We start from the raw sequence: 23,517 nt of genomic DNA on the forward strand, positions 1-23,517 counted from the left end.
CGACGTGAAGGGATGTGGCCGCCGGCGATGTGGAGCACTGTGCTGGTGATGGCCGCCGTGGCGGCAGTCGACCCCCTGAGAATCGGCGTTGTTGCCTTCATGCTCTCGCGGTCGCGACCGGTGCGGTTGCTGCTGCCCTTCTTCCTGTTGGCCTTCACCGCCAACGTGGCGGTCGGCGCCGCGGTGGTGTTCGGGTTCAAGAACGTCACCGGCGACGGCGGCCGCACCATGCCCCCGGGCCTGGAGATCGGAATCGGGGTCGCGGCCCTGGTGATCGGTCTGCTGTCCATCACCGGTGTACTCGAACGCCTGGTCAACCGGGTGAGGACCCGCCGCGCCGCGCCGGTCGCAGTGCCCGATGACGGCCCCGGCACCGTCACCGAGGACGACGTGCCGGCCCTGTCGCAACTGCCGGGCGGTATGCAGGCCGCGCTGCGTGGCGAGGCGCCGTGGGCGGCCGGCCTCCTGGGCCTGATCAACGGTTTTCCCACGCCGTACTATCTGGCCGCGATGGCTGCCGCCCTGACATCGGACGCCGCGGTGACCGAGCAGATGGCTGCGATGGTCGTGTTCAATGTGGTCGGCTTCCTCGCGGCGATCATCCCGATCATCAGTTTCTGGGTGGCGCCGGCGCCCACCCGGTCAGCTGTCGAACGCATCTACAAATGGATGGGAATTCACCATCGGCTCGTGGTGGCGGCGATCGCCGGCGCGGTCGGCGTGTATTTCCTCGCGATGGGCGTCAGCCACCTGTGACGGCGCGGCGATCGGCCTGCGCCCGGCGGTAGACCGCCAGCACCAGTAGACCCGCCAGGGTGATGCCCACCAGGTTCACCACCAGTTGCAGGACGGACTGCGCGGCCACATCCCAGTCCCCGACCGTCGCCGCGACCACCGCGAAACCGGCAGCGGGCACGGTCGTTACCGAGATGAAGACACCGACCAGGGCTGCCGACTTCGCCGATACCAACGACAGCATTCCGGCCGCGCCGGCCAGCAGCGCCACCACGAAGGAGAAGGGGCCGACCTGGAAGATGAAGTCGACGCCCTCCAGTTCCCGAGTGTTGGTCAGCGTCACCCAGCCCAGCGCCTCGAATCCGAGCGTGGCCGCAGCGGTCACCACCATTGCCAACGGAAACCCGATCACCAGGGCCGCCGCGGCGCGTCGCGCCAAGGACATCCGCCGCTGGACGAGAGCGACGGCCAAGGCGGCCAGCGGACCGAATTCCGGACCGACCACCATCGCCCCGACGACCGTGACCGGCGAATCGGTGAGCACGCCGACCGCGGCCAGCATGCAGGCGATGCAGAGGAACAACACATATGTGACGTTGAGATGTGATTCCTCGCGGGTCCGGGAGACGAGTTCGTCCCACACCACCGCATCGGCGCCGTCGCCTTCCGCGGCATCCTCTGCGTGGTAGGCCCGGCTGGACAACACGGTGTCGAGCGGTTCCAGGGTGATGGCGCCGAAGTGATGCACGTCAAGGGATTTCAGCCGCTGGACGACGTCGTTGGCCGCCTCCCTGGCAACGTCGGCGGTGATCTGGTCGCCGGCGGGTTCGACCGCGGCACCGGCGAGCAACACGATGTGGGCGACACCGGGTTGGGTGTGCAGGACGTTGAGGATCGGCTCGCGCAGATCCGCCGGCGCTATGACGCGTAAGTGCAGCACTCGCCGAGACTAGCGTTGCCTGCCGGCCGGCCGGCGTTGACTTAGAACTGGCGCCGCATTTGTGCGAGCAGCGATGTGCGTGGATTCAAAGTCAACGCTCGTAGCGGACGACGAGCTCCTCCGGCGGCACCTGGTGTCCTTCCTCACAACGGATTTCGACTCCGGCCACTGCTCCGCATCCGTCATGGGCAAGCCGCAGACCCGTGTCGCCGAGATGCTTGCGGCCCCACTCGAACATCGCCCACACCACGGGCATGAAGTCGGTTCCCGATTCGGTGAGTACGTACTCGTCGCGCTCCCGCTGACCGGGCTCGCGATACGGCTGCTTTGCCAGCAGTCCGGCGGCCACGAGGTCGGACAGCCGTGCCGAAGTCGCCGCCTTGGTGATGCCGACCCGGCGGGCGAAATCGTCGAATCTCGTGGTGCCGTAGAAGGCTTCACGCATGATCAACATCGCCGACTTGGTGCCCGCGAACGCCATGGTCCTCTCGATCGGGCAACGCCCCACCGCCGACCAACTGTCCCGGTCGGCGAGCTTGCCCTGCAGCATTCCCACGGAATCAAACCCCATCCCTGAGTTGTTCTTACTATACCCAGGTGCTATATCTGGGTAGCCATAACAATACTCAGCGTGGAGCATCAGGAGGCACGGAATGACCGGATATGCAGACCGCGACGCAGTCATCGTCGGAGCGGTCCGGACCCCGATCGGCAAGGGCAAGGCCAACGGCGCACTGCACGGCGTCCTGCCGGCGGACCTTCTGGCCCACAGCCTGCGGGAGCTGACCGCCCGCACCGGCGTCGACCCGGTACTCGTCGACGACGTCATCGCCGGGGCCGTCACCCAGGTCGGTGATCAAGCCGTCAACATCGCCCGCAACGCCCTGCTCGGCGCGGGCTTCCCCGAAACCGTCCCCGGGACCACCGTCGACCGCCAGTGCGGCAGCAGCCAGCAGGCGATCAGCTTCGCCGCCCAGGGTGTGCTGGCCGGCGCCTACGACATCGTGATCGCCGCGGGCGTGGAATCGATGTCCCGAGTGCCGATGGGCAGTTCGGTGTTGCCGGGCAGCGACCCGTTCGGCCTGGCCTTCGCCGAGCGCTACTCCGAAGGCCTGGTACCGCAAGGGATCAGCGCTGAGCTGATCGCGGCGAAATGGGGCTTCTCCCGGGCACAGCTCGACGAGTTCTCCGCAGGCAGCCACGAGAAGGCCGCGCGGGCCACCAAGGAGGGTCTGTTCGACGCCGAGCTCGCCCCGATCGCCGGACTGAGCACCGACGAGATCATCCGCCCGGGAACCACTGTGGAGACCTTGTCCGGGCTCAAGCCGGCGTTCTACAACGAGGCGTATGCGGCCCGCTTCCCCCAGATCAACTGGGAGATCACCCCGGGCAACTCGTCACCGCTGTCCGACGGCAGCGCAGCGGTGATGATCACCAGCGGAGCGACGGCCAAGAAGCTCGGCCTGAAACCGCTGGCGCGCATACACACCACCACCGTCGTCGGGTCCGACCCGCTCTACATGCTGACCGGTGTCATCCCGGCCACCGAGAAGGTGTTGGCGCGTGCGGGTTTGACGCTGGCCGACATCGACCTGTTCGAGGTCAACGAGGCGTTCGCCCCGGTAGTGCTGGCCTGGGCGCACGATGTCGGTGCCGATCTGGGCAAGACGAACGTCAACGGCGGGGCGATCGCGATCGGGCACCCGCTGGGCGCCAGCGGAGCGCGCATCATGACCACCCTGGTCAACGCCCTGCAGCAGCGCGGCGGGCGCTACGGCCTGCAGACGATGTGTGAGGGCGGCGGCATGGCCAACGCCACGATCATCGAGCGGCTGTAAATACCTCGTTTGTCACGCTGGAGTGGCGCTCGAGCACCACTGCCACTCCAGCGTGACAAATGACGTGCGGGACAAATGACGTGCGGGACAATGACGCGCTGAAGGCCGGCTAGGTGTACTGACCTGAGAGGTTAGGTACGCGGCTGGCGGGTGGTTGACCTTTGAGTGCTGTGTGGCCGCGATGGTGATTGTAGGTGTGTAGCCACCGCGGGAACTCGGCGCAGCGTTCGGCGTCGCTGCGGTAGAGCCGGGCGTAGGCCCATTCGTCGGCAAGGGTGCGGTGGAAACGCTCGACCTTGCCGTTTGTCTGTGGACGGTAGGGGCGGGTTCGTCGGTGCTTGATGTCACCCAGGGCATCACGAAATTTGTGTGACCGGTAGCAGGATCCGTTGTCGGTCAACACATTTCGTACCGTGAAACCACACTCGTTGAACCAGGCGTTGGCGCGCTGCCAGAACGCTGCGGCGGTTTCTTTGCGTTCATCGGTCAACAATTCGGAGTAGACCAGCCTCGAGTGCGCATCGATCGCGGTGTGCAGGAAGTGGTAGCCGCGAGCTGGATCCCCGTTGCGGCTGCGCAGTCCGGTGCTTTTGTCGGCTACCGAGTTGTGTTTGCCGGCGGTGCGCCCCAGTTTGCGCCAGCCGCCGCCGGCCGGGATCTTGCCGAGTTTCTTGACATCGACGTGCACCAGATCGCCGGGAGCGTCGGAGTTCATTCGACGAATAACGCGTCCCGTGGGACGGTCCAGCCAGCGCAGCCTGGCCAGTCGGTACCGGCGCAGGACGCGGTGCACCGTAGACACATTCAAACCCAGCAGGTAGGCAATGCGTGCGGGGCCCCAGCGGCGCAGAACACGGACTTTGACGATGCGACGTTCGGTCCGTACCGGGGTCCGGTTGGGACAGCGGTGGGGTCGTGAGCTGCGATCGGCCATCCCTGCCGGACCTTCTTCGCGGTAGCGCCGCGCCCACCGCTGAGCGGTGGTGACGGCCACCTGGAACCGTTCAGCGGCTCGCCGTAGGGACCAGCCGTCCTCGACGATGCAACGAGCCAGGCGCAGACGGCCGGTTTCTGACAACGGGGCATTACGGTGGGACATGAAGACCTCCGAGGTGAGCGTGTGTTCCTAGACAGCTCGCACTTCACTCGGAGGTCTTCTTCATGTCACCACGCCACGCCGTACCTAACGTCCGTGGTCAGTACAGCTAGGCGCGGACCAGTTCGAACAGCGGGATGGCGCGGGTGGTCTTGGCCTGGTACTCGGCGAAGACCGGGGCCGCCTCGACGATCTTGGGGTACGTCGCGTCGCGCTCGTCGGCGGGCAGTTCCCGGGCCGTCACGTCGTAGGCGTCGGTCCCGACCTCGATGCGGGCCTTCGGGTTGGCCCGCAGGTTGTGCACCCACGCCGGGTCCTTGGGCGCGCCGGCGTAGGAACCGACGATCAGGATCTTGCCGTCGACGTCCAGGTACGCCAGCGGGGACAGCCGCGGCTGGCCCGACTTGGCTCCCGTGGTGTGCAGCAGCAACAGCGTGCCGCCCTCGAATGGACCGCCCACCTTGCCGCCGTTGGCCCGGAACTCCGCGACCACGTTGCGATTGAAGTCATCGAGCGCCGCCGTGTCGGCGACCAGTTCGCTCTTGTCGAAATCAGGATCGATGTCGGTCATGACTTCTTGAGCTCCTCGGGCTTGGCGTCTATTCCCGATTCCTTGCGCTGTTGCGGGGTGATCGGCGCAGGCGCATCGGTCAGCGGGTCGACGCCGCCGCCGGACTTGGGGAACGCGATGACCTCGCGGATCGAGTCGACTCCGGCCAGCAGCGCGGTGATGCGGTCCCAGCCGAACGCGATGCCGCCGTGCGGCGGGGCCCCGAAGGCGAAGGCGTCCAACAGGAACCCGAACTTGTCCTGCGCCTCGGCGTGGTCGATGCCCATCATCGCGAACACCCGCTCCTGGATGTCGCGCCGGTGGATACGGATAGAGCCGCCGCCGATCTCGTTGCCGTTGCAGACGATGTCGTAGGCATCGGACAGCGCGCTGCCGGGGTCGGTGTCGAAGGAGTCCTCCGATTCGACCTTCGGCGCGGTGAACGCGTGGTGCACGGCCGTCCAGGCGCCCGACCCCACGGCCACGTCGCCCGAGGCCGTCGCGACGTCGGCGGGCTCGAACATCGGAAAGTCCACCACCCAGGTGAACGCCCAGGCGGTCGGGTCGATCAGGTCCAGCCGCTTGGCGATCTCGATGCGGGTGGCGCCGAGCAGTGCCCGCGCCGTGCGGGCCGGGCCGGCCGCGAAGAACACGCAGTCACCGGGCTTGGCACCGACATGGGCGGCCAGCCCGTCGCGCTCGGCGTCGGTGAGGTTCTTGGCCACCGGACCGCCCAGCGTGCCGTCTTCCCCGATCAGCACATAGGCCAGCCCTTTGTGGCCGCGCTGCTTGGCGAACTCCTGCCAGCCGTCGAGGGTGCGGCGCGGCTGAGATGCCCCGCCGGTCATCACCACCGCGCCCACGTACGGCGCCTGGAACACCCGGAACGGGGTGTCCTTGAAGTAGTCGGTGCACTCGATGAGCTCGACTTCGAATCGCAGGTCGGGCTTGTCGGAACCGAACCGGCGCATCGCCTCTTCGTAGCTGATGCGGGGCAACGGCAGCGGCAGGTCATAGCCGATGGTCGACCAGACCGCCTTGAGCACCTGCTCGGCGATTCCCATCACATCGTCGGCGTCGACGAAGCTGAGCTCCATGTCCAGCTGGGTGAACTCGGGCTGGCGGTCGGCGCGGAAATCCTCGTCGCGGTAGCAACGCGCGATCTGGTAGTAGCGCTCCATGCCCGCCACCATGAGCAGCTGCTTGAACAGCTGCGGGCTCTGTGGCAGCGCGTAGAACGAGCCGGGCTGCAGGCGTGCGGGCACCAGGAAGTCGCGGGCCCCCTCGGGTGTCGACCGCGTCAGCGTCGGCGTCTCGATCTCGACGAAGTCATGCTCGGCCAGTACGCCGCGGGCAGCCGCATTCACCTTCGAGCGCAACCGGATTGCGTTGCCCGGGGCCTCGCGGCGCAGGTCCAGGTAGCGGTACTTGAGCCGGGCTTCCTCCCCCGCGGTCTCGTCGAGCTGGAACGGCAACGGAGCGCTCTCGGACAGCACGGTCAGCGAGGTGGCGTTCACCTCGATCTTGCCGGTCGGGATATCGGGGTTCTCGTTACCCTCGGGACGGACCTCGACCACGCCCGTGACGGCGATGCAGAACTCGGCGCGCAGCCGGTGCGCGGCGGCGAGCACATCGCCTTCGCGGAACACCACCTGCGACACGCCGGACGCGTCGCGCAGGTCGATGAAGATGACGCCACCGTGGTCACGGCGACGCGCCACCCATCCCGCCAAGGTGACCGTTTGACCGGCATCCGCGGCCCGCAATGAACCGGCGGCATGACTGCGCAGCACGAAAACTCCCGAATGTTGAGTCGATAAAGACTGGTGGTGACGAGTGACCAGTCTAGAGAGTCGGTTGCGCCGGTAACTTGGCGACATGACGTCCCCCATCGCGGTGATCGGCCCCGGTGCCATCGGTTCCACCGTCGCCGCACTGGTGCATGCCGCCGGCCGGCCGGTGCTGTTGTGCGGTCGCACCCCCCGTGATGGGGTCGAGGTCCGGCCCGACGACGGCGAACCGATCCGGATGCCCGGCCCGGTGCACACCGATCCGGCCGGTGTCGAAGGCCCGCTACAGGTGGTCTTCCTCGCGGTCAAGGACACCCAAAACGCCCAGGCAGCCTCCTGGCTCGATCGGCTGTGTGACGAGAAAACCGTGGTGTGCGCACTCCAGAACGGCGTTGAGCAAGTCGAGCGCGTGAGTGCGGTCAGCCGCTACACCGATGAGTCCCACGTGGTGCCCGCTGCGGTATGGATCTCCTCGGAGATGCAGCCCGCCGGCTGGGTGCGGCTGCGTAGTGAGGCCCGGCTGGTGTTGCCCGACACTGCGGCCGCCGCGATCGTGGCCGACACACTCGACGGCACCGCGATCACCGTCGAGCACGATCCCGATTTCCGCAGTGCGGCCTGGCGCAAGCTGCTGGTCAATGCCGTCGTCGGGTTCATGGTGTTGGCCGGCCGGCGGACGGGCATGTTCCGCCGTGCTGACGTGGCGGCGCTGGCGCGGAGCTATCTGACCGAATGCCTGGCCGTGGCCCGGGCTGACGGCGCCGATCTGGGTGACGAGGTGGTCGACGAGATCGTGGGCATGCTGGCCGCCGCCCCTGAGGACCTGACCACCTCGATGCTGACCGACCGTCAGGCCGGCAGACCTCTGGAATGGGATATCCGCAACGGCGTCATTCGCCGCAAGGCAGCCGCGCACGGCCTGCCCACTCCGATCAGCGACGTGATCGTGCCGCTGCTGGCCGCGGCCGGTGACGGCCCGGGCTGATCCACCACTAGACACTTTGCCCTAGGGTGTCTACCCATGGCCCGGACCTACCAGTGCGAACGCGTCGAGTTGGACTTCATCGACCGCGCGCCGTTCCGTTTCGTCAGCACCGTCGACCTCGCCATCACACCCGAGCAGCTGTTCGAGGTGCTCAGCGACGAAACCTCCTGGCCGCAATGGGCCACCGTCATCACCAATGTGGAGTGGACCAGCCCCGAACCACGCGGCGTAGGCACCACCCGCACGGTCACCATGCGGGGCCACATCGTCGGCGACGAGGAGTTCCTGGCCTGGGAGCCCTTCACCCACATGGCTTTCCGCTTCAACACCAGCACCTCGAACGCGATCTCGGCTTTCGCCGAGGACTACCGCGTGGTGGAGACGGCCACCGGCTGCCACCTGACCTGGGTGATGGCCATGAAGCCCAGCGGGCTGGCCGGGCGGCTCGGAATGACGATGGGCCAACCGGTGATGGCGTGGCTGTTCCAGCGGTTCCTCTACAACCTGCGCCGCTACAGCAACGAGCGGTTCGGCAAGTAGGGCGCTAGCCGATCCCCTCCCAGGCCGTACGCCGTAGCGCGTCGGGATCGGCGACGGTCTCGTCGCGGGTGGACCGGATCACCCGGGTCAGGCGCTGCTCGGTCTGATACTCGGGCCAGTCGGCGAACTCGGCCCGGGCGAAATCCAGCCAGGTGCGCTGCATCCGCCGCCCGACCGACGGCTGGACCCGGCGCCCCAGCGGATGCAGCTTGCGCCCCAGGTATGAGCCGTAGCTGTGCTGGATGTGCACGATCTCGCTGCCATGGGTCGCGCCCAGGCCCAGCACCTTCAAAGTCCAGGTGGTGTGGTCGAACCGGTACACGTGGGTCGGCGCGTGCGCGCTGTAGGCGTCGGCGAACGACCAGGTCGGTGCGCCGAACATGACATCGGAGCCGAACGCGATCAAGGCGCGGCGGCGCGGGAAATCCGGATAGGCGGCCAGAATGCGATCGCGGTCGTGCGGGGCGTGGCGGCGCAGATAGTCCTCGGCCCCGGCCAACGTGGTCGGCAACATCGGCGGCTTACCCCAGGCGAACATCGACGCCTCGTGGCTGTTGGTGCCGATGATCAACGGCACCGGGGACACCGCCCCGGCGCGGGCCGCCTGGATCGGGTGCAGCGGTAGCAGGTCGACACCGTGGGTCAGCCCGTAGGCCAACGTCGGTGTGTGCTGCGCACTCTCGAGCTGCAGCTGGCCGGCGGCGCGGCGCAACTGGCGTTGCGGCAGCACCTTGAGTTGCTCGGCTCCGACACCGAGCAGGTGCATGAAGCGCCGGGACTGACGGGCCCGGTCTTCCCGGTCGGCGATGAGAGGCAGTGCCGGACTCTGGGCGATCGCCCGGGCGAACAACCCGTCCGCCGCCGGACTGGCGAGCAGCGCCAACACCGATGTGGCTCCGGCCGATTCGCCGAACACCGTCACCTGCTCAGGATCGCCGCCGAATGCGGCGATGTTGTCGCGCACCCATTCCAACGCGGCGATCTGGTCACGCAGGCACAGGTTGTCGTCGAACCCCTCACCCAGGTCGCCGAGTTCGAATCCGCCGAACACGCCGAGCCGATACGTGACATTGACGACCACGACGTCGCCGTTGGCGGCCAACCGCGAACCGTTGTACAGCTGCAACTGCCCGGCGCCGTATACGAACGCGCCGCCGGGGATCCACACCATCACCGGCAGCGACCCGCCCGTGTCGGGCGACCACACCGTGACGGTCAGGCAAGCCTCGTCACGCACCTTGGGATCGTCCCGGCCTCCGCCGACGAACGAACGGCCTTGTGGCGGCAACGGGCCGTGCTCGACGGCGTCGACGATCCCGGTCCAGGGCACCACGGGCTGCGGCGCCAGGAAGCGCAACGCGCCGATGGGCTGCTGGGCGTACTCGACACCTCGCCACACGCTGACCCCGCCTTCGCGGGTGCCGCGTAACCGCCCCAGCGAGGTGTGGGCGATGGTCGAATGTTCCGCAACGACGGACACGTCTGAATCGTAGTGTGAAAAGCTTAACGGGCTGTTGAGCACGCACCTACCGGCGAATGCGATGGAGTGACGGGATGACCTTCAACGAGGGTATGCAGATCGACACGAGCACCACTTCCAGTTCCGGTGGTGGCCGCGGCCCCGGCCGCGGCATCGCCATCGGCGGTGGTCTCGGCGGTCTGTTGATCGTGGTGCTCGCGATGTTCCTGGGCGTGGATCCCGGCACCGTGATGCCTCAGCAACAGCAGCTTCCGGTCAACGGTGCCGAAGCGGAAGGATTCGACCTGAGCCAGTGCAAGACCGGCGCCGACGCCAACTCCAAGGTCGAGTGCCGCGTGGTCGCCACCGGCAACTCCGTGGACGGTGTCTGGCAGCAACTGCTCAAGGGATACACCCGCCCGCATGTCCGACTGTTCAAGGGTCAGGTCCAGACCGGATGCGGTCCGGCCACCAGTGACGTCGGCCCGTTCTACTGCCCGGTGGACAAGACGGCGTACTTCGACACCGACTTCTTCCAGGTGCTCGTCGACCAGTTCGGTTCCAGCGGTGGCCCGCTCGCGCAGGAGTACGTGGTCGCCCACGAATTCGGCCATCACGTGCAGGACCTGCTGGGTGTTCTCGGCCGGGCCCAGCGTGACCCCGAGGGTGCCACCGGCGCCGGGGTGCGCACCGAGCTCCAGGCCGACTGCTACGCCGGGGTGTGGGCGCATTACGCGTCGATCACGCGGCAGGAAGGCACCGACGTACCGTTCTTGGAACCGCTGAGCGACAAGGACATCGCCGACGCGCTGTCGGCGGCCTCCTCGGTGGGCGACGACCGCATCCAGAAGCAGGCCACCGGCCGGGTCAACCCCGAAGCCTGGACCCACGGTTCCTCCGAGCAACGGCAGAAGTGGTTCACCATCGGCTACCAGACCGGTGATCCGAACAAGTGCGACACCTTCGCCGCGAACAACCTTGGCTAGGGCCGCCACCGCCGTCGACGCGGTAGCCGAGCGTTACCTCGACACCTTCGCACGGCTAGATCCCTGTGCCGCAACAGAACTGGGCATCACCGGCCATGACGACGAGGTTACCGACTACTCGCCGCAGGGAGTGGCGGCACGCGCCGAGGCCGCCCGGGCGACACTGCGGGAGCTCGACGGAACCGAGCCCGCCGACGAAGTCGACGTGGTCACGGTGGCCGCGATGCGGGAGCGGCTCGGCGCAATTGTCGAGGTACACGACGCGGGCCTGGATCTGGGTGAGCTCAACGTCATCGCCTCGCCGCTGCAGACCATGCGCGACGTATTCGACCTGATGGCCACCGACACCGAGGACGATTGGGCGCTGATCGCCGCGCGATTGGCGAAAGTGCCAGAGCGGGCGGAAGGCTACGCCGCCGCGCTGCGCGAAGCGTCGCAGCACGGCCACGCCCCGGCGCTGCGTCAGGTTACCCGCGGGGTGACCCAGACCCGGCAGATCGCGGAGTTGTTCGCTGACATGGGCACCGGCGCGGCGCCGGGCAATCGGCGCCTTCAGGCGGAGTTGCGGCAGCGCAGCCATGCCGCCGCCGACGCCTACCGGCGACTGGGCGATGTGCTGCGCGAGGAGATCGCGCCGCGCGCCCGTCAATCCGATGCTTGCGGGCGCGACGCCTACAGGCTGATGTCCCGGTTGTTCCTGGGCACCTCAGTGGACCTCGACGAGGCCTACGACTGGGGGTTGGGGCTACTCGACGCCGTTGTGGCCGAACAGGAATCGATCGCCCAGGAGCTCTATCCGGGTGCCACGGTCGCCGAGACACTGCGCCGCCTCGACGAGGAGCCGCGCTACATCGTCCGCGGCACCGACGCGTTGCAGGCCTGGATGCAGGACCTGTCCGACCGCGCCGTGGAATCCCTGGCCGGCACCCACTTCGACATCGACGGGCCACTGCGCACCTTGGAGTGCCGGATCGCGCCGACGCAGACCGGCGGCATCTATTACACCGGTCCGTCGGAGGACTGGTCGCGGCCCGGACGGATGTGGTGGTCGGTTCCGCCGGGCGTCGAGGCGTTCCACACCTGGCAGGAAACCACCACGGTGTTCCACGAAGGCGTCCCCGGTCACCATCTACAGATCGGCCGTGCGGTGGCCCTGGCAGATCGACTCAACCGGTGGCGGCGGCTGGGCTGCTGGGTGTCCGGCCACGGCGAGGGCTGGGCGCTGTACGCAGAGCGGCTCATGGCCGAGCTGGGTTGGCTCGACGATGCCGGCGACCGCATGGGAATGCTTGACGCACAACGTTTCCGCGCCGCCCGCGTCGTGATCGACATCGGTGTGCACTGCGGCCTGACCGCCCCCGACGGGGAGGTGTGGGACGCCGAACGGGCGTGGAACTTCCTGACCTCACATTCGGCGATGGCCGAGGAGAACCTGCGCTTCGAGTTGGATCGCTACCTGGGCTGGCCGGGGCAGGCTCCGTCGTACGCCATCGGCCAGCGGATCTGGCACGAACTCCGCGACGAAACCCTCCGCCGGGGATCGTCACTGCGAGAATTCCACAGTCGTGCACTCGATCTGGGTGGACTACCGCTGGATGTGCTCAGGTCGGCGTTGTCGTCCGGCTGACCGGTGGCCGACACTGGTGCCATGGAAGATCTGGAGCCCGATACCAAGGACTGGACCTGGGTGCTGTCGCGTCCTTGCACCGAGTGCGGGTTCGATCCCACGGCGGTACGCCCCAGCGAGGTCGCCGGCATGATCCGCGACGATGCCGCCCTGTGGGTGCCCCGGCTGCATCGTCCCGGGGTGACGGTGCGGAGCCGGGCCGATCGCTGGTCGATCCTGGAGTACGGCTGCCACATCCGCGACGTGCACCGGATCTTCGAGCACCGCGTGCAGTTGATGCTGACCGAGCACGATCCGCATTTCCCCAACTGGGACCAGGACGCCACCGCGATCGCCGACGACTACGGAGCGCAGGATCCGGGAACCGTCGCCACCGAACTGTTCGAGGCGGCGAGCATCGTCGCCGACACCTACGACCACGTGGCGGCCGACGCCTGGTCCCGGCGCGGGCTCCGCAGCAACGGCAGCGAGTTCACCGTGGCCACGATCGCGATCTACCACCTGCACGACATCGTCCACCACGCGCACGACGTCGCCGCCATGTGATCTGCCGAAACGCTGACCACATTGAACACATCTCGTTAATGTGTTCAAATGCGCGCTGCGGACCGCCCGGTGTCTCCCGCGCTCGTCGCCGCCACCGCAGAGACACTCAGACGTTTGGGACCAAGACAATTCAGTCTCACAGCGGTCGCCGAACACGCCGGCGTCTCCCGCGGCACCGTCCACAACGCGCTGGGTAGTCGCGACAACGCCATCAGGGTCGGGCTCGACCACCTGGCCGGCGCATTCATCGAGACCATCGCGGCAGAGGCAGGCCGCCGTGACACCCTGGCCGATCAGGTCGCCGCAGCCGCGGTGGTCATCTGCGCCCACCGGCAGCAGTCGGATTCCGTAGCACCGCGCGGGATCAACGAGAGCATCTTGGTGCTGCTGCTGCGCAACACCGGTGATGATCTGGTGCGACGTTCGATCGACCTGTGGAAGCCGTTCGTGCGCGCAGCCCAGGACCGCGGGGAGGTCGCGCCCGATATCGCACCGGCGCGGGCCGGCGAATGGATCGTGCGTCTGCTGCTGAGCTTCGAACTCCTCCCACCGATCGGCGTGAACCTCGACAGTCCGCGCGCGGTGAAACGTTTCGTGTCCGACCACATCGTGGCCGGCCTGACCGGAAGGCAGCAATGACCGAGCCAGATTACGAGGTAGCCATCATCGGGGCCGGCCCCGGCGGCATCGCCACCGCGCACCTGTTGCGCCAGAAGGGGATCCGCGATTTCGTCATCATCGAACGCGGCAACGATTTCGGCGGTACCTGGCGTGACAACCACTACCCCGGCCTGGCCGTCGACATCCCCACCCTGTGGTACCAGCTGTCGTTCGCCCCCAACCCGAACTGGAGCAGATTCTTCGCGCCGGGGCCGGAAATTCATCGCTACCTGCAGGACACCGCCGCCGGCCTCAGGCTCTACGAACATCTGCGACCCAACTCCGAGGTCATTCGCCAGCGGTGGGACGACCAGCACGGCCTGTGGCGCCTGGACATCGGCGACGGCACAGCGGTGACCGCGCGTTTCCTGATCAGCTCGGTGGGTGGGTATGTCAACGCCAAGAACACCGTCGACATCGACGGTGTCGAGGACTTCACCGGGACCATCCTGCGCCCCAACGCCTGGGACGACAGCTATGACACCGAGGGCAAGCGCATCGCGGTGATCGGGACCGGATCCTCAGGCGTTCAGATCGCTGCCGCATTGTCCGCGCAAGCGGCCAATCTCGATGTCTACCAGCGCACCCCGGCCTGGGTGCTACCGAAAGTCGACTTCGACTTCACGCCGTGGATGCGGCGGCTGTTCCGGCTACCCGGGGTGGTCCCGGCAGTCAATGTGGCCGGGCGACTGGCGATGGACATCTTCATGGTGGCGCCCATCGTTCACGTGTTCTCCCGGCTGCCGGACCAGTGGTTACGCCGGCTCATGCCGCTCTACGACGGCTGGTCCCGCCTGCTGTACCGGCTGTTGGTCCGCGCGGTCGTCGACGACCCGGAAACGCGGCGCAATTTGGTACCGCGCTACGGCATCCTGGCCAAGCGACCGGTGATATCCAGTGCATTCCTGCCTGCCCTCAACAATCCCGGCACCCACCTGATCACCACCCCGATCGAACGGATCACCGCGACCGGGGTGCGGACCACCGACGGCGTCGAGCATCCGTGCGACCTGCTGGTGCTGGCCACCGGCTACGAGCTGTGGATCGATCCCGAGACCTACCGCCCCGACACAGTATTGGGCGCGCGCGGATTCGACCTCGCGCGGTACTACCGGGCACACGGCCTGTACAGCTACGCCGGAACCGCCCACCCGCGGCTGCCCAACCGCTGGGAGATCGTCGGCCCGCTCGGCTTCGTCGGATTCGCCTGGCTGGACTATGTCGAGACGATGGCCGCACACGCCGTGCGGATGATCGACGAGACCCGCCGCCGCGGCGCCCAGGTCGCCGCCGTCACCCAGGACGCGTTCAACCGCTGGAATGCCCGGATGCGCCGGGACGGCCGTGTCGCACACCTCTACTACACCGCGACGTCCGGCCTGAACACCTACTTCGTCAACTCCCAGCACGAAACGCCGTACTACCGGCCGCAGACCATCACCGGCTCCCGGCAGTTCGCCCGCCACTCCCCGTTGTCCGACTACGAATTCACCAATGTCCGTGTCCCTGCGCTTCCCGAGGAGCAACCCGCATGAGCCCCACCGACGAGCGCTTGCGCGAGGAGTCGAAGATGACCACCCCGCTGGCCGGACGGGTCGCCTACGTCACCGGAGCCGCGCGCGGGCAGGGCCGCTCACACTGCGTGCGTCTGGCCCGCGCCGGAGCCGACATCGTCGCGCTGGACGCCTGCGCACCCGTTGCCGAACACAACGGATACGCGGCCGCCACCTCGGAGGATCTTGCCGAGACAGCGGCGCTGGTCGAGGGAGAAGGCCGGAAGATCCTGGCCCGCGAAGTCGACGTGCGCGACGCCGAAGGCCAACGCCGTCTGGTCGCCGACGCGATCGAGCAGTTCGGCCGTCTCGACATCGTGGTGGCCAACGCCGGGGTGCTCAATTGGGGCCGGCTGTGGGAGATTTCGGCACAGCAATGGCAGGACATCGTCGACATCAACCTCACCGGCGTGTTCAACACGGTCCAGGCGGTGGTGCCGCCGATGATCCAGGCAGGCAACGGCGGGTCGATCATCGCGGTCAGTTCGGCAGCCGGAGTCAAGGCGGTCCCAGGCTGCGGTCATTACTGCGCGAGCAAGTTCGGCGTCGTCGGGCTCACCAACTCCCTGGCCGTCGAGTTGGGCGAATTCGGGATCCGGGTCAACTCGATCCACCCGTACGGCACCGACACACCGATGGGCAACGACCTGTCGATGTACCAGATGTTCGCCGACCACCCCAACTACATCCACAGCTTCTCACCGGGCGCCTTGCCCACCGATTCCCTGGCCCCGCCCGACACCATCTCCGACATCGTGGTGTGGCTGGCCAGTGATGCGGCCTCCTTGGTCACCGCCGCTCAGATCCCGGCAGACAAGGGGTATCTGAAGATCTGAGCGGCGGGACCGGCACTACAGCCGCGAGTGCTCGGAGATGTTGGTATCGGTGGTGCGCAGCGGGCGGATCAGCGCATCCTGACTGAACGACGCGATGAGCTCGCCTTCCTCGGTGTGCACCGTGCCGCGGACATACGACATGCCAGCACCGACCTGGGTGCTCTCATGGCTGTAGAGCAGCCAACCGTCCCAACGGACCGGCTCGTGAAAACTGACCGTGACCGTCATCGGCGCGGTCGACACGGTGAGATGGGCCTGGGCAGTCCCGATGCCCTCGTGTGCCCGCATGGTCGTCGAAATCCCCAGGTGCCCAGTAAAGTACGCGATCAGCGCCTTGGCCAGATCATCGCGCGCCGGGACGGGCTCATAGCGCAGCCAGGCATACAGCTCGGGCGGGCCGACCTCGTCGGGGCTGTTGACGTCGACGACGTCGACCAGACGCAGTTCGCGTCCGGCCATCGGCATGTGCGAGACATTCGAGTCCGCCGGGCCCGCGACCTCGGGCCGCGGCAGATGATGGCGGATGACGTCACCGGACGGCACGTCGGTGAACACCGTGACGGTGATGCATCGCTTCCCGTTCTGGGAGGCCGCGACCACAGCGGTAGCCGTGGAACGACCTTCACTGATCACGTCGATGTCGAGCTCGACCGGTGGACCTACCATGACCGCGCGGGCGAACACCGCGTGTGCCGAGCGGATCGACTTGTCCGGAAAGCGCTTGGCCACAGCGACAATCGCCGCGCCTACGATCTGGGTTCCCTCCACCACCTGGCGCTCGTCGACACCGGCGATGCCGGTCTGCACGGTGAAGCGATTCTCCCCCGCCGGCTCGGCGTCGAACAGATCGAGCAGCATCTGCAGCGTCCACTGCGTCGGCTCGGTTTCTTTGAGTGCCTCGGATTCTGCGGTCATTGTCTTCTTCCTCTCACACGTTGATGACTGTCTCGGCGAATTCCGAAATAGTTTGAGGTGCCGCGAAATCGGCGAACCAGACGTAGAAGCGTTCGACGCCTTGGGCGGACAGCCCGGCGAAGTGGGCGCTGAGTTCGCCGGCGTCACCGCAGACCAGGCCGTCACCGAGGTGCCCGAACAGGCGGGTGCTGCGTTCGGTCACCGCCGACCGGTCGGCACCACGCCCCACGAAACCGACCATCTGCTGCAGCGAGACCCGCGCCGAACCGACTGTCGGCAGTAGCGCGGGTAACCGATCGAGCTGATGCGACGGTATGTTCCACCAGTCGGCATGGGCTCGCACCAGCTCCATCATGCGCTTGCCGGTTCCGCCCAGCACCAAAGGAATTCGATGCTCGGGGCGCGGCGTTTGCGCGCGCTCCGCTTCGCCCCAGTACTGCTGTAGTAGCTGCAGGTTCTCGTCGAGCCTGCGCACCCGCGCCGCCGCATCACCGGTCTCGACACCGAACCGCTCGAACTCCTGCGGCCACGAGCCCGAACCCAGTCCCAGCTCGAACCGTCCGCCGCTGGCCGCCGACAACGTCACGGCCTGTTTCGCGAGCACGGCAGGATGCCGGAAGGCGTCGCACAGCACCAGGTGACCGATCCGCAGCCGCTCGGTACGCGAGGCCACCCAGGTCGCGATTGTCATTGCCTCCCAGATGCTTTGGTGGGTTGCGCCGGGGGCTTCCAGATGGTCGATGAACGCGATGCCGTCGAATCCGGCGACCTCGGCCACCCGCGCACGCTCGACGATGTCGTCGACGTCCAGCCGCACCTGGGGCAGGAACAGGAACCACTCACTCATCGATCAAACACAGTAATCACAAGCCGCCTATTGCTTCTACAGAAACGGTAACGTCATTCTCGCAAGTGCAGCACGACGGAGGTGATGGCGCAATGGCTAGGCCGTCCGCACGACCGTCCGACGGCGCGCGCGCCGAAGCGCACGCGGACCGGGCGCGTCGGTTCATGAAATCGGCGCTGGCCATCCTGGGCGAGACCGGTCGCACCGACTTCACGGTGCTGGAGGTCGTCGAGCGCTCCAAGACCTCACTGCGGTCGTTCTACCAGCACTTTTCCACCAAAGACGAGCTTCTACTGGCCCTCATCGACAAGATCATGGCCGAGTCGACGCAGCGCTGGCGCGCCGATACCGACGGGCTGGACGGACCCGACGCGCTCCGTTCACTGATCGAGCGCATCACCATCCCGGCATCGTCGAGCACCCAGGACAGCATCAACCGCGGCCTGACCTTCTACAACGACCATCTAGCGGAGTCGCTACCTCGCGACTACGCGCGGGTGCTCGCGCCATTGCACGAGCTCATCGGCGATATCGTGCGCCGCGGAATCGACGCGGGAACCTTTCGGCCGGATGTCGAGATCGAGAGCACCGCCGCCCTGATCATGCAGTCGGTGCTGGGCGCCATGCGCCTGCGGTCACTGGGTGTGGAACTCAACGGAACGCCGATCAACGGCGAGCACATCTACCAGTTCTGCGTGCGTGGGCTGCTGACACCCGAACCACCGGCCTGAGCAGCATGTTTACTGCGATTTGAGCAGTCGCCCGAATGCTCTCGTGCACCCCGGCGATCGCGTGGTAACGTCATTACCAGTTTCGGTAACAAGACTCTCCAAGGAGGCGAACATGCCCTCACGCGAGCTTCCGTACCCGGTGTTCGACGCCGACAATCACTTCTACGAGCCCAAGGAAGCGCTCACAAAGTTCCTGCCCGAGCACCGCAAGGGCGTCATCGACTACATCGACGTGCACGGTCGCACGAAGATCGTGGTGCGCAACCACATCAGTGACTACATCCCGAACCCCACGTTCGAGGTGGTCGCCCGGCCCGGCGCGCAGGAGGAGTACTTCCGGCACGGCAGCGGAGGAAAGAGCTATCGCGAGGTGATGGGCAAGCCCATGAAAGCCATCCCCGCCTTCCGCAATCCCGAAGCGCGCCTTGAGGTTCTGGACAGCCTCGGCCTCGACTACACGATCATGTTCCCGACGCTGGCCAGCCTGGTGGAGGAACGCCTCAAGGATGATCCCGACCTGATTCTCGACATCATTCACGCACTCAACGAATGGATGTACGAGACCTGGCAGTTCAACTACGCGGACCGCATCTTCTCCACGCCGGTCATCAATCTCGGCGTCGTCGACCGTGCCCTCGAAGAACTCGAGTGGTGTCTGGAACGCGGCGCCAAGACCGTGTTGGTCCGCCCCGCGCCGGTGCCGGGCTACCGCGGAACCCGCTCGCTCGGCTTTCCCGAGTTCGACCCGTTCTGGGACGCGTGTGTCAAAGCCGGTATCCCGGTGTGCATGCACGCCTCCGACAGCGGCTACGCGCAATACCTCAACGACTGGGAACCGGCCGACGAGTTCCTGCCGTTCAAGCCGACCTCGTTCCGGATGGTCGCGATGGGCAAGCGGCCGATCGAGGACACCATGGCCGCGCTGGTCTGCCACGGTGCGCTGACCCGCAATCCGGACCTGCGAATCCTGTCGGTGGAGAACGGCGCCTCGTGGGTGCCGTACCTGTTCTACCAGTTCAAGGACGTCTACTCGAAGATGCCGCAGGAGTTCCCCGAGGATCCGATCGAGGCATTCAAGCGCGGTGTGTACGTCGCCCCGTTCTGGGAGGACGACTTCAAGCAGATGGCCGACCTGGTCGGCATCGACCGCATCATCTTCGGATCCGACTGGCCCCACCCCGAAGGCCTGGCCGACCCGATCAACCTGGTCGACGACCTGCAGGCACACGGCCTCGACGAGGACGGTGTTCGAAAAGTCATGGGCGGCAACCTGGTCGACCTGTTCAAGGTCGAGAACAAGAAGGTTTACCGGCCCGATGTTCCGGCACTCGTCCTGAACTGATCACGTCCCCCTCACACACAAGAAGCTGGGCCGACTCCATGACCGATGTGGCAAATCCCGAACAGATGCTGTTCACCTCCACCGCGCAGGCCTTCCTGGAGAAGGAGGTGCCGCTGACCCGGGTGCGTCAGCTGCACGCCGAGGGCACCGCGTTCGAACCCGAATGGTGGGGCCGGGCAGCGGAGTTGGGCTGGGCCAGCCTTTTGGTACCCGAAGAGCTCGGTGGCGGCAGCCCGTCCGGGGACGGTGTCACCGACCTGGCCCTGCTGGCCGAGCAGGCGGGGCGCACCGTGGCGCCCGGGCCACTGCATCCGGTCAGCATCGTGCTGGCCGGCCTCGTGGAATCACCCAGCGGTCACGAGGAACTCATCGAGGCTCTGGTGTCCGGCGAGACCGTGGCGTCCTGGGCTCCCTATGAGCCCAACCGGCCGTTCTCAGCCCTGCAGTCCCCCACCGGAATCGGCACCACGGCCACCCGCACCGCGTCGGGCTACCGGATCGACGGCGTCAAGGACCGCGTCGAAGCCGGCGACCAGAGCGGCACGCTGCTCGTGGTCGCCGGCTGCGACGGGCAGATACGACAGTTCGCGGTTCCCACCGACGCGCCCGGCGTCACGATCACCCCGCAGAAGTCGGTGGACCTGGTCAAGCGTTACGCCCGGGTGCATTTGAACGGAGTCGAGGTCGGCGAATCCGCCGCGGTGGGTACCGCCGAGCAGACCCCGGCCATCATCGAACGCCAGCGCCAGGTGGCCCTGCTGCTGCAGTGCGCCGAGATCGTCGGCATTCTCGACACGGTGCTCACGATGACCAATCAATGGCTTACCGACCGGCACAGCTTCGGTCGCCCACTCGCCTCGTATCAGGCACTCAAACATCGGGCCGCGGATATGAAGATGTGGTTCGAGGCCGCTCGGGCCACCACCGCAGGAGCGGTGGCCGCGGTGGCGGCGCGCTCCCCCGAAGCGCCGAAACTGGTCAGCGTGGCGAAAGCCTATGTGGCCGAACGCGCTCCGGTGATGCTTCAGGACTGCGTGCAGTTGCACGGCGGCATCGGCGTGACCTGGGAACACGACCTGCATCTGTATCTGCGGAGGGTCGCCCTGCACCGGGCGTTCTACGGCTCCCCCGAAGACCACCATCGCGCGGTGTACGCCTTGAGCCGCAAGACCCGCGCAGCCGAGGAGATCGAGGCATGACCGACACCGTGAGCACCCCCGCGAACACCGAGTCTGTCGAAGAGTTCGCGCAGCGCGCCCGGACCTGGCTGGCCGAGAACATGCCGGCCATCGATCCGGAGAATCCCCCGTTCGCGGTACGCGCCGAAACCGAATCCTGGGAGCGGGCAAAGGAACTGCAGAAGCGTCTCTACGAAGGCGGTTTCGCCGGCATCTGCTTCCCGCGTGAGTACGGCGGCCTCGGCTTGGATTACGCGTATCAGAAGGCGTTCAACGACGAGTGCGTCAACTACGAGATGCCCCTGATCCTGAACACCCCGTCCTTCACCATCTGTGGCGCGACGATTCTCGACATGGGTAGCGAAAAGCAGAAGCGCGAGCGCATTTCGGCGGCGATCCGCGGCGACGAGGTGCTGTGTCAGTTGCTGTCCGAGCCCAGCGGCGGATCGGACCTGGCCGGCGTGATCACCCGCGCCGAGCTACGCGGCGACACCTGGATCATCAACGGCGCCAAGACCTGGAGCACCAGTGCGTTCGCCGCCGACTACGGGTTGATGCTGGCGCGCACCGACTGGACCGTGCCCAAACACGAGGGCCTGACCATGTTCCTGGTGCCGCTGAACGCACCGGGAATCACGATGCGTCGTATCACCGAGGTGAACGGCAACGAGGAGTTCTGCGAGGAGTTCTTCGACAACCTCGAGTTGCCCGCCGACGCCGTCGTCGGCGCGGTCAATGACGGTTGGACGGTCGCCTCGCGCCAACTGCATCACGAACGTCGCGCCGTCGGTGGCGGTTCGGAGTTCGCCAGTGGTACCGGAGCCGAGAACGCCAACGAAATGCCGCCGGACCATGTCGGGCTGGCCGAGGCCACCGGGCAGGGCGACGACGCCCGGGTGCAGGACCTGGCCGGGCGGGCTCTGGTGCGGCGCATCGTCAAGAAACAGCTCATCGATCACGTCGGCAAGGCGATCGGTAACGGTTCCCTGCCACCGAACGCTGGCACGCTGATCCGCCTCTTTCACGCCGAGACCACCGAACTCGAGGTGGACACCGCACTGGCCATCGCCGGCACGGCCGGTGTGGTCGACGAGGGTTCTGACGACGTCCCCGGGCTTCTCGACATCGGCGTGCGGTATCTGTCGCGACAGACCGGATCGCTGGGCGGCGGGAGTTCGGAGATGGCCCGGAATGTGATCGGCGAGCGGATCCTGGGCTTTCCACGCGAGTTCGCGGCTGACCGTGGCGTGCCCTTCAATCAGGTCAAGCGCAACAAGAGCTGACCGGACACGGACGCGCTCAGAACAGCGTGGGCTGCGCGACCGCCGGCTCCTGGGCCATCGCCGAGGCCGGCACCGGCATCATCCGCGCCGTCCGCGCCAGGCCGTGCCGGGCAACCAGCGGCGCGGCACGTGCGCGCAGCATGTCGCGGTACTGGGCGGGTAGATATGCCCCGCGGCGGTACAGCCGCTGGTAATCGCCGACCAGGCCCGGATGTGAGCGTCCCAGCCAATCCATGAACCAATTGCGCGTGGAACCACGCAGATGCAGCCCGAACACGGTCACCCCGGAAGCCCCCGCCGCAGCGATTCGGCCGAGCAACGCGTCGAGGTGCTCGACGGAATCGGTCAGGTACGGCAATACCGGGGCGACCATGACATGGCAGTCCAGGCCCGCCTCGCGGATCGCCGAGATCAAGCCCAACCGCGCCTGGGGCGACGGGGTGCCCGGTTCGACATCGCGGTGCAGGGCCTCGTCACCGACCGCCAGGGAGACCGCCACACTCACTGGCACCTGACCGGACGCATCGGCGATCAACCCCAGGTCACGGCGCAGCAATGTGCCCTTGGTCAGTATGGAGAACGGAGTTCCCGACTCCGCCAACGCCTCGATGATCCCGGGCATCAACGCATACCGGCCCTCGGCGCGCTGATACGGATCGGTGTTGGTGCCCAGCGCGACTGTTTCCCGTTGCCACGACGGGCGCCGAAGTTCCCGACGGAGCACGTCGGCGACGTTGGTCTTGACCACCACCTGCGAGTCGAAGTCCGACCCGGAGTCCAGATCGAGGTACTCGTGGGTGGGACGGGCAAAGCAGTAGCGGCAGGCGTGGCTGCAGCCGCGATAGCCGTTGACCGTGAAGCGGAACGGCAGCGCCGAGGCCGCGGGGACCTTGTTCAGTGCCGATTTGCACAGCACCTCGTGAAAGGTCATCCCCTCGAACTGCGGCGAGCGGACGGTGCGCACGAAGCCGACGCGCTGTAGGCCGGGCAGCGCGCCGTCCTCTGCTCCGACCGCCTGCCCATCCCACCGCACAGGTCAATCGAACACCCGTTCGAGCCGGATGTCAAACGTAATTCCAC

Annotated in this window: 23 protein-coding genes; 14 read left to right on the plus strand and 9 right to left on the minus strand. The window is 66.9% G+C overall.

Translation table 11 applies throughout. The annotated features are described in order from the left end of the window. Positions 1-27: 27 nt before the first annotated feature. Positions 28-756: a GAP family protein gene (locus K6L26_RS18465; protein ID WP_076212505.1), complete on the plus strand. Its 729-nt coding sequence runs from the start codon at positions 28-30 to the stop codon at positions 754-756. On the opposite strand, the gene K6L26_RS18470 is transcribed toward K6L26_RS18465, so the two are convergent. Next, entirely contained in the window at positions 743-1,675 is a 933-nt protein-coding gene (locus K6L26_RS18470; protein ID WP_221851091.1) for a DUF389 domain-containing protein, read from the minus strand. The genes K6L26_RS18465 and K6L26_RS18470 overlap by 14 nt on opposite strands. 91 nt (positions 1,676-1,766) lie before the next feature. After that, positions 1,767-2,246, minus strand: coding sequence for a winged helix-turn-helix transcriptional regulator (locus tag K6L26_RS18475; protein WP_245008612.1), 480 nt, complete (start codon positions 2,244-2,246; stop codon positions 1,767-1,769). 82 nt (positions 2,247-2,328) lie between these two features. On the opposite strand from K6L26_RS18475, the gene K6L26_RS18480 reads away from it, so the two are divergent. Beyond that, complete coding sequence (locus K6L26_RS18480) at positions 2,329-3,513, plus strand: thiolase family protein (protein WP_019347127.1); 1,185 nt, start codon at positions 2,329-2,331, stop codon at positions 3,511-3,513. 109 nt (positions 3,514-3,622) lie between these two features. Here K6L26_RS18480 and K6L26_RS18485 read toward each other — a convergent pair whose 3' ends face one another. From K6L26_RS18485 to aspS, 3 genes are all read right to left on the minus strand, one after another. Next, positions 3,623-4,612, minus strand: a complete 990-nt coding sequence (locus K6L26_RS18485; protein ID WP_221851093.1) for an IS481 family transposase — start codon at positions 4,610-4,612, stop codon at positions 3,623-3,625. A gap of 106 nt (positions 4,613-4,718) precedes the next feature. Next, the gene (locus K6L26_RS18490; RefSeq protein WP_019347126.1) at positions 4,719-5,180 is read right to left on the minus strand and encodes a nitroreductase family deazaflavin-dependent oxidoreductase; all 462 of its coding nucleotides are present in this window, start codon (positions 5,178-5,180) and stop codon (positions 4,719-4,721) included. After that, positions 5,177-6,952: an aspartate--tRNA ligase gene (gene aspS, locus K6L26_RS18495; protein ID WP_221851095.1), complete on the minus strand. Its 1,776-nt coding sequence runs from the start codon at positions 6,950-6,952 to the stop codon at positions 5,177-5,179. The genes K6L26_RS18490 and aspS overlap by 4 nt, the downstream gene beginning before the upstream one ends. Positions 6,953-7,037: 85 nt before the next feature. Here aspS and K6L26_RS18500 point away from each other — a divergent pair, with 85 nt between their 5' ends. Next, the gene (locus K6L26_RS18500) at positions 7,038-7,934 is read left to right on the plus strand and encodes an oxidoreductase (RefSeq protein ID WP_221851097.1); all 897 of its coding nucleotides are present in this window, start codon (positions 7,038-7,040) and stop codon (positions 7,932-7,934) included. A gap of 36 nt (positions 7,935-7,970) precedes the next feature. Beyond that, on the plus strand, positions 7,971-8,474 hold the full coding sequence (locus K6L26_RS18505; protein WP_019347123.1) for an SRPBCC family protein: 504 nt from the start codon (positions 7,971-7,973) through the stop codon (positions 8,472-8,474). A gap of 4 nt (positions 8,475-8,478) precedes the next feature. Here K6L26_RS18505 and K6L26_RS18510 read toward each other — a convergent pair whose 3' ends face one another. Further along, on the minus strand, positions 8,479-9,954 hold the full coding sequence (locus K6L26_RS18510) for a carboxylesterase/lipase family protein (protein WP_221851099.1): 1,476 nt from the start codon (positions 9,952-9,954) through the stop codon (positions 8,479-8,481). Positions 9,955-10,028: 74 nt separating this feature from the next. Between K6L26_RS18510 and ypfJ the strand changes: the two genes are divergently transcribed. Genes ypfJ through K6L26_RS18540 form a run of 6 tightly spaced genes read left to right on the plus strand, consistent with a single transcriptional unit; the run spans position 10,029 to position 16,141 of the window. Next, complete coding sequence (gene ypfJ / locus K6L26_RS18515; protein ID WP_019347121.1) at positions 10,029-10,919, plus strand: KPN_02809 family neutral zinc metallopeptidase; 891 nt, start codon at positions 10,029-10,031, stop codon at positions 10,917-10,919. Further along, positions 10,912-12,546, plus strand: a complete 1,635-nt coding sequence (locus tag K6L26_RS18520) for a DUF885 domain-containing protein (RefSeq protein WP_047040052.1) — start codon at positions 10,912-10,914, stop codon at positions 12,544-12,546. The genes ypfJ and K6L26_RS18520 overlap by 8 nt, the downstream gene beginning before the upstream one ends. 21 nt (positions 12,547-12,567) lie before the next feature. Next, complete coding sequence (locus K6L26_RS18525) at positions 12,568-13,092, plus strand: DinB family protein (protein WP_043368879.1); 525 nt, start codon at positions 12,568-12,570, stop codon at positions 13,090-13,092. Positions 13,093-13,140: 48 nt separating this feature from the next. Then, the gene (locus tag K6L26_RS18530) at positions 13,141-13,731 is read left to right on the plus strand and encodes a TetR/AcrR family transcriptional regulator (protein WP_036387766.1); all 591 of its coding nucleotides are present in this window, start codon (positions 13,141-13,143) and stop codon (positions 13,729-13,731) included. Further along, positions 13,728-15,287 (plus strand): flavin-containing monooxygenase, encoded by a 1,560-nt coding sequence (locus tag K6L26_RS18535; RefSeq protein ID WP_221851100.1) that lies wholly within the window; start codon positions 13,728-13,730, stop codon positions 15,285-15,287. Before K6L26_RS18530 ends, K6L26_RS18535 begins: the two co-directional genes overlap by 4 nt. Then, positions 15,284-16,141 (plus strand): mycofactocin-coupled SDR family oxidoreductase, encoded by an 858-nt coding sequence (locus tag K6L26_RS18540; RefSeq protein ID WP_435405341.1) that lies wholly within the window; start codon positions 15,284-15,286, stop codon positions 16,139-16,141. Before K6L26_RS18535 ends, K6L26_RS18540 begins: the two co-directional genes overlap by 4 nt. Positions 16,142-16,156: 15 nt before the next feature. Here the strand turns inward: K6L26_RS18540 and K6L26_RS18545 are convergent, their stop codons facing one another. Together K6L26_RS18545 and K6L26_RS18550 are read right to left on the minus strand one after the other, a co-directional pair. Then, complete coding sequence (locus K6L26_RS18545; RefSeq protein WP_221851102.1) at positions 16,157-17,056, minus strand: acyl-CoA thioesterase; 900 nt, start codon at positions 17,054-17,056, stop codon at positions 16,157-16,159. Positions 17,057-17,069: 13 nt separating this feature from the next. Next, positions 17,070-17,903, minus strand: a complete 834-nt coding sequence (locus K6L26_RS18550; RefSeq protein ID WP_064897012.1) for an LLM class flavin-dependent oxidoreductase — start codon at positions 17,901-17,903, stop codon at positions 17,070-17,072. A gap of 92 nt (positions 17,904-17,995) precedes the next feature. On the opposite strand from K6L26_RS18550, the gene K6L26_RS18555 reads away from it, so the two are divergent. The 4 genes from K6L26_RS18555 (at position 17,996) to K6L26_RS18570 (ending at position 22,437) form a co-directional block, all read left to right on the plus strand. Next, positions 17,996-18,634, plus strand: a complete 639-nt coding sequence (locus K6L26_RS18555; RefSeq protein ID WP_221851103.1) for a TetR/AcrR family transcriptional regulator — start codon at positions 17,996-17,998, stop codon at positions 18,632-18,634. A gap of 112 nt (positions 18,635-18,746) precedes the next feature. Further along, positions 18,747-19,976 carry an amidohydrolase family protein gene (locus tag K6L26_RS18560; protein ID WP_019345934.1) on the plus strand — a complete coding sequence of 410 codons (1,230 nt, stop codon included), beginning with the start codon at positions 18,747-18,749 and terminating at the stop codon, positions 19,974-19,976. A gap of 38 nt (positions 19,977-20,014) precedes the next feature. Next, positions 20,015-21,175, plus strand: coding sequence for an acyl-CoA dehydrogenase family protein (locus tag K6L26_RS18565; protein WP_221851105.1), 1,161 nt, complete (start codon positions 20,015-20,017; stop codon positions 21,173-21,175). Then, entirely contained in the window at positions 21,172-22,437 is a 1,266-nt protein-coding gene (locus tag K6L26_RS18570; protein WP_019345936.1) for an acyl-CoA dehydrogenase family protein, read from the plus strand. The genes K6L26_RS18565 and K6L26_RS18570 overlap by 4 nt, the downstream gene beginning before the upstream one ends. Before the next feature lie 16 nt (positions 22,438-22,453). Here K6L26_RS18570 and K6L26_RS18575 read toward each other — a convergent pair whose 3' ends face one another. Then, positions 22,454-23,470, minus strand: coding sequence for an Rv2578c family radical SAM protein (locus K6L26_RS18575; RefSeq protein ID WP_221851106.1), 1,017 nt, complete (start codon positions 23,468-23,470; stop codon positions 22,454-22,456). Between the last annotated feature and the right edge of the window lie 47 nt (positions 23,471-23,517).

Origin of the sequence: Mycobacterium farcinogenes (assembly GCF_019739075.1) — a bacterium.
GTDB classification, from domain to species: Bacteria; Actinomycetota; Actinomycetes; order Mycobacteriales; family Mycobacteriaceae; genus Mycobacterium; species Mycobacterium senegalense.

Coding starts and splice junctions, on each gene's coding strand:
- K6L26_RS18475 (WP_245008612.1), bottom strand. CDS start 2,246: ATGGGGTTTGATTCCGTGGGAATGCTGCAGGGCAAGCTCGCCGACCGG.
- K6L26_RS18545 (WP_221851102.1), bottom strand. CDS start 17,056: ATGACCGCAGAATCCGAGGCACTCAAAGAAACCGAGCCGACGCAGTGG.
- K6L26_RS18560 (WP_019345934.1), top strand. CDS start 18,747: ATGCCCTCACGCGAGCTTCCGTACCCGGTGTTCGACGCCGACAATCAC.
- K6L26_RS18535 (WP_221851100.1), top strand. CDS start 13,728: ATGACCGAGCCAGATTACGAGGTAGCCATCATCGGGGCCGGCCCCGGC.
- K6L26_RS18490 (WP_019347126.1), bottom strand. CDS start 5,180: ATGACCGACATCGATCCTGATTTCGACAAGAGCGAACTGGTCGCCGAC.
- K6L26_RS18485 (WP_221851093.1), bottom strand. CDS start 4,612: ATGTCCCACCGTAATGCCCCGTTGTCAGAAACCGGCCGTCTGCGCCTG.
- K6L26_RS18480 (WP_019347127.1), top strand. CDS start 2,329: ATGACCGGATATGCAGACCGCGACGCAGTCATCGTCGGAGCGGTCCGG.
- ypfJ (WP_019347121.1), top strand. CDS start 10,029: ATGACCTTCAACGAGGGTATGCAGATCGACACGAGCACCACTTCCAGT.
- K6L26_RS18550 (WP_064897012.1), bottom strand. CDS start 17,903: ATGAGTGAGTGGTTCCTGTTCCTGCCCCAGGTGCGGCTGGACGTCGAC.
- K6L26_RS18465 (WP_076212505.1), top strand. CDS start 28: ATGTGGAGCACTGTGCTGGTGATGGCCGCCGTGGCGGCAGTCGACCCC.
- K6L26_RS18570 (WP_019345936.1), top strand. CDS start 21,172: ATGACCGACACCGTGAGCACCCCCGCGAACACCGAGTCTGTCGAAGAG.
- K6L26_RS18530 (WP_036387766.1), top strand. CDS start 13,141: ATGCGCGCTGCGGACCGCCCGGTGTCTCCCGCGCTCGTCGCCGCCACC.
- K6L26_RS18555 (WP_221851103.1), top strand. CDS start 17,996: ATGGCTAGGCCGTCCGCACGACCGTCCGACGGCGCGCGCGCCGAAGCG.
- K6L26_RS18500 (WP_221851097.1), top strand. CDS start 7,038: ATGACGTCCCCCATCGCGGTGATCGGCCCCGGTGCCATCGGTTCCACC.
- K6L26_RS18565 (WP_221851105.1), top strand. CDS start 20,015: ATGACCGATGTGGCAAATCCCGAACAGATGCTGTTCACCTCCACCGCG.
- K6L26_RS18505 (WP_019347123.1), top strand. CDS start 7,971: ATGGCCCGGACCTACCAGTGCGAACGCGTCGAGTTGGACTTCATCGAC.
- K6L26_RS18540 (WP_435405341.1), top strand. CDS start 15,284: ATGAGCCCCACCGACGAGCGCTTGCGCGAGGAGTCGAAGATGACCACC.
- K6L26_RS18525 (WP_043368879.1), top strand. CDS start 12,568: ATGGAAGATCTGGAGCCCGATACCAAGGACTGGACCTGGGTGCTGTCG.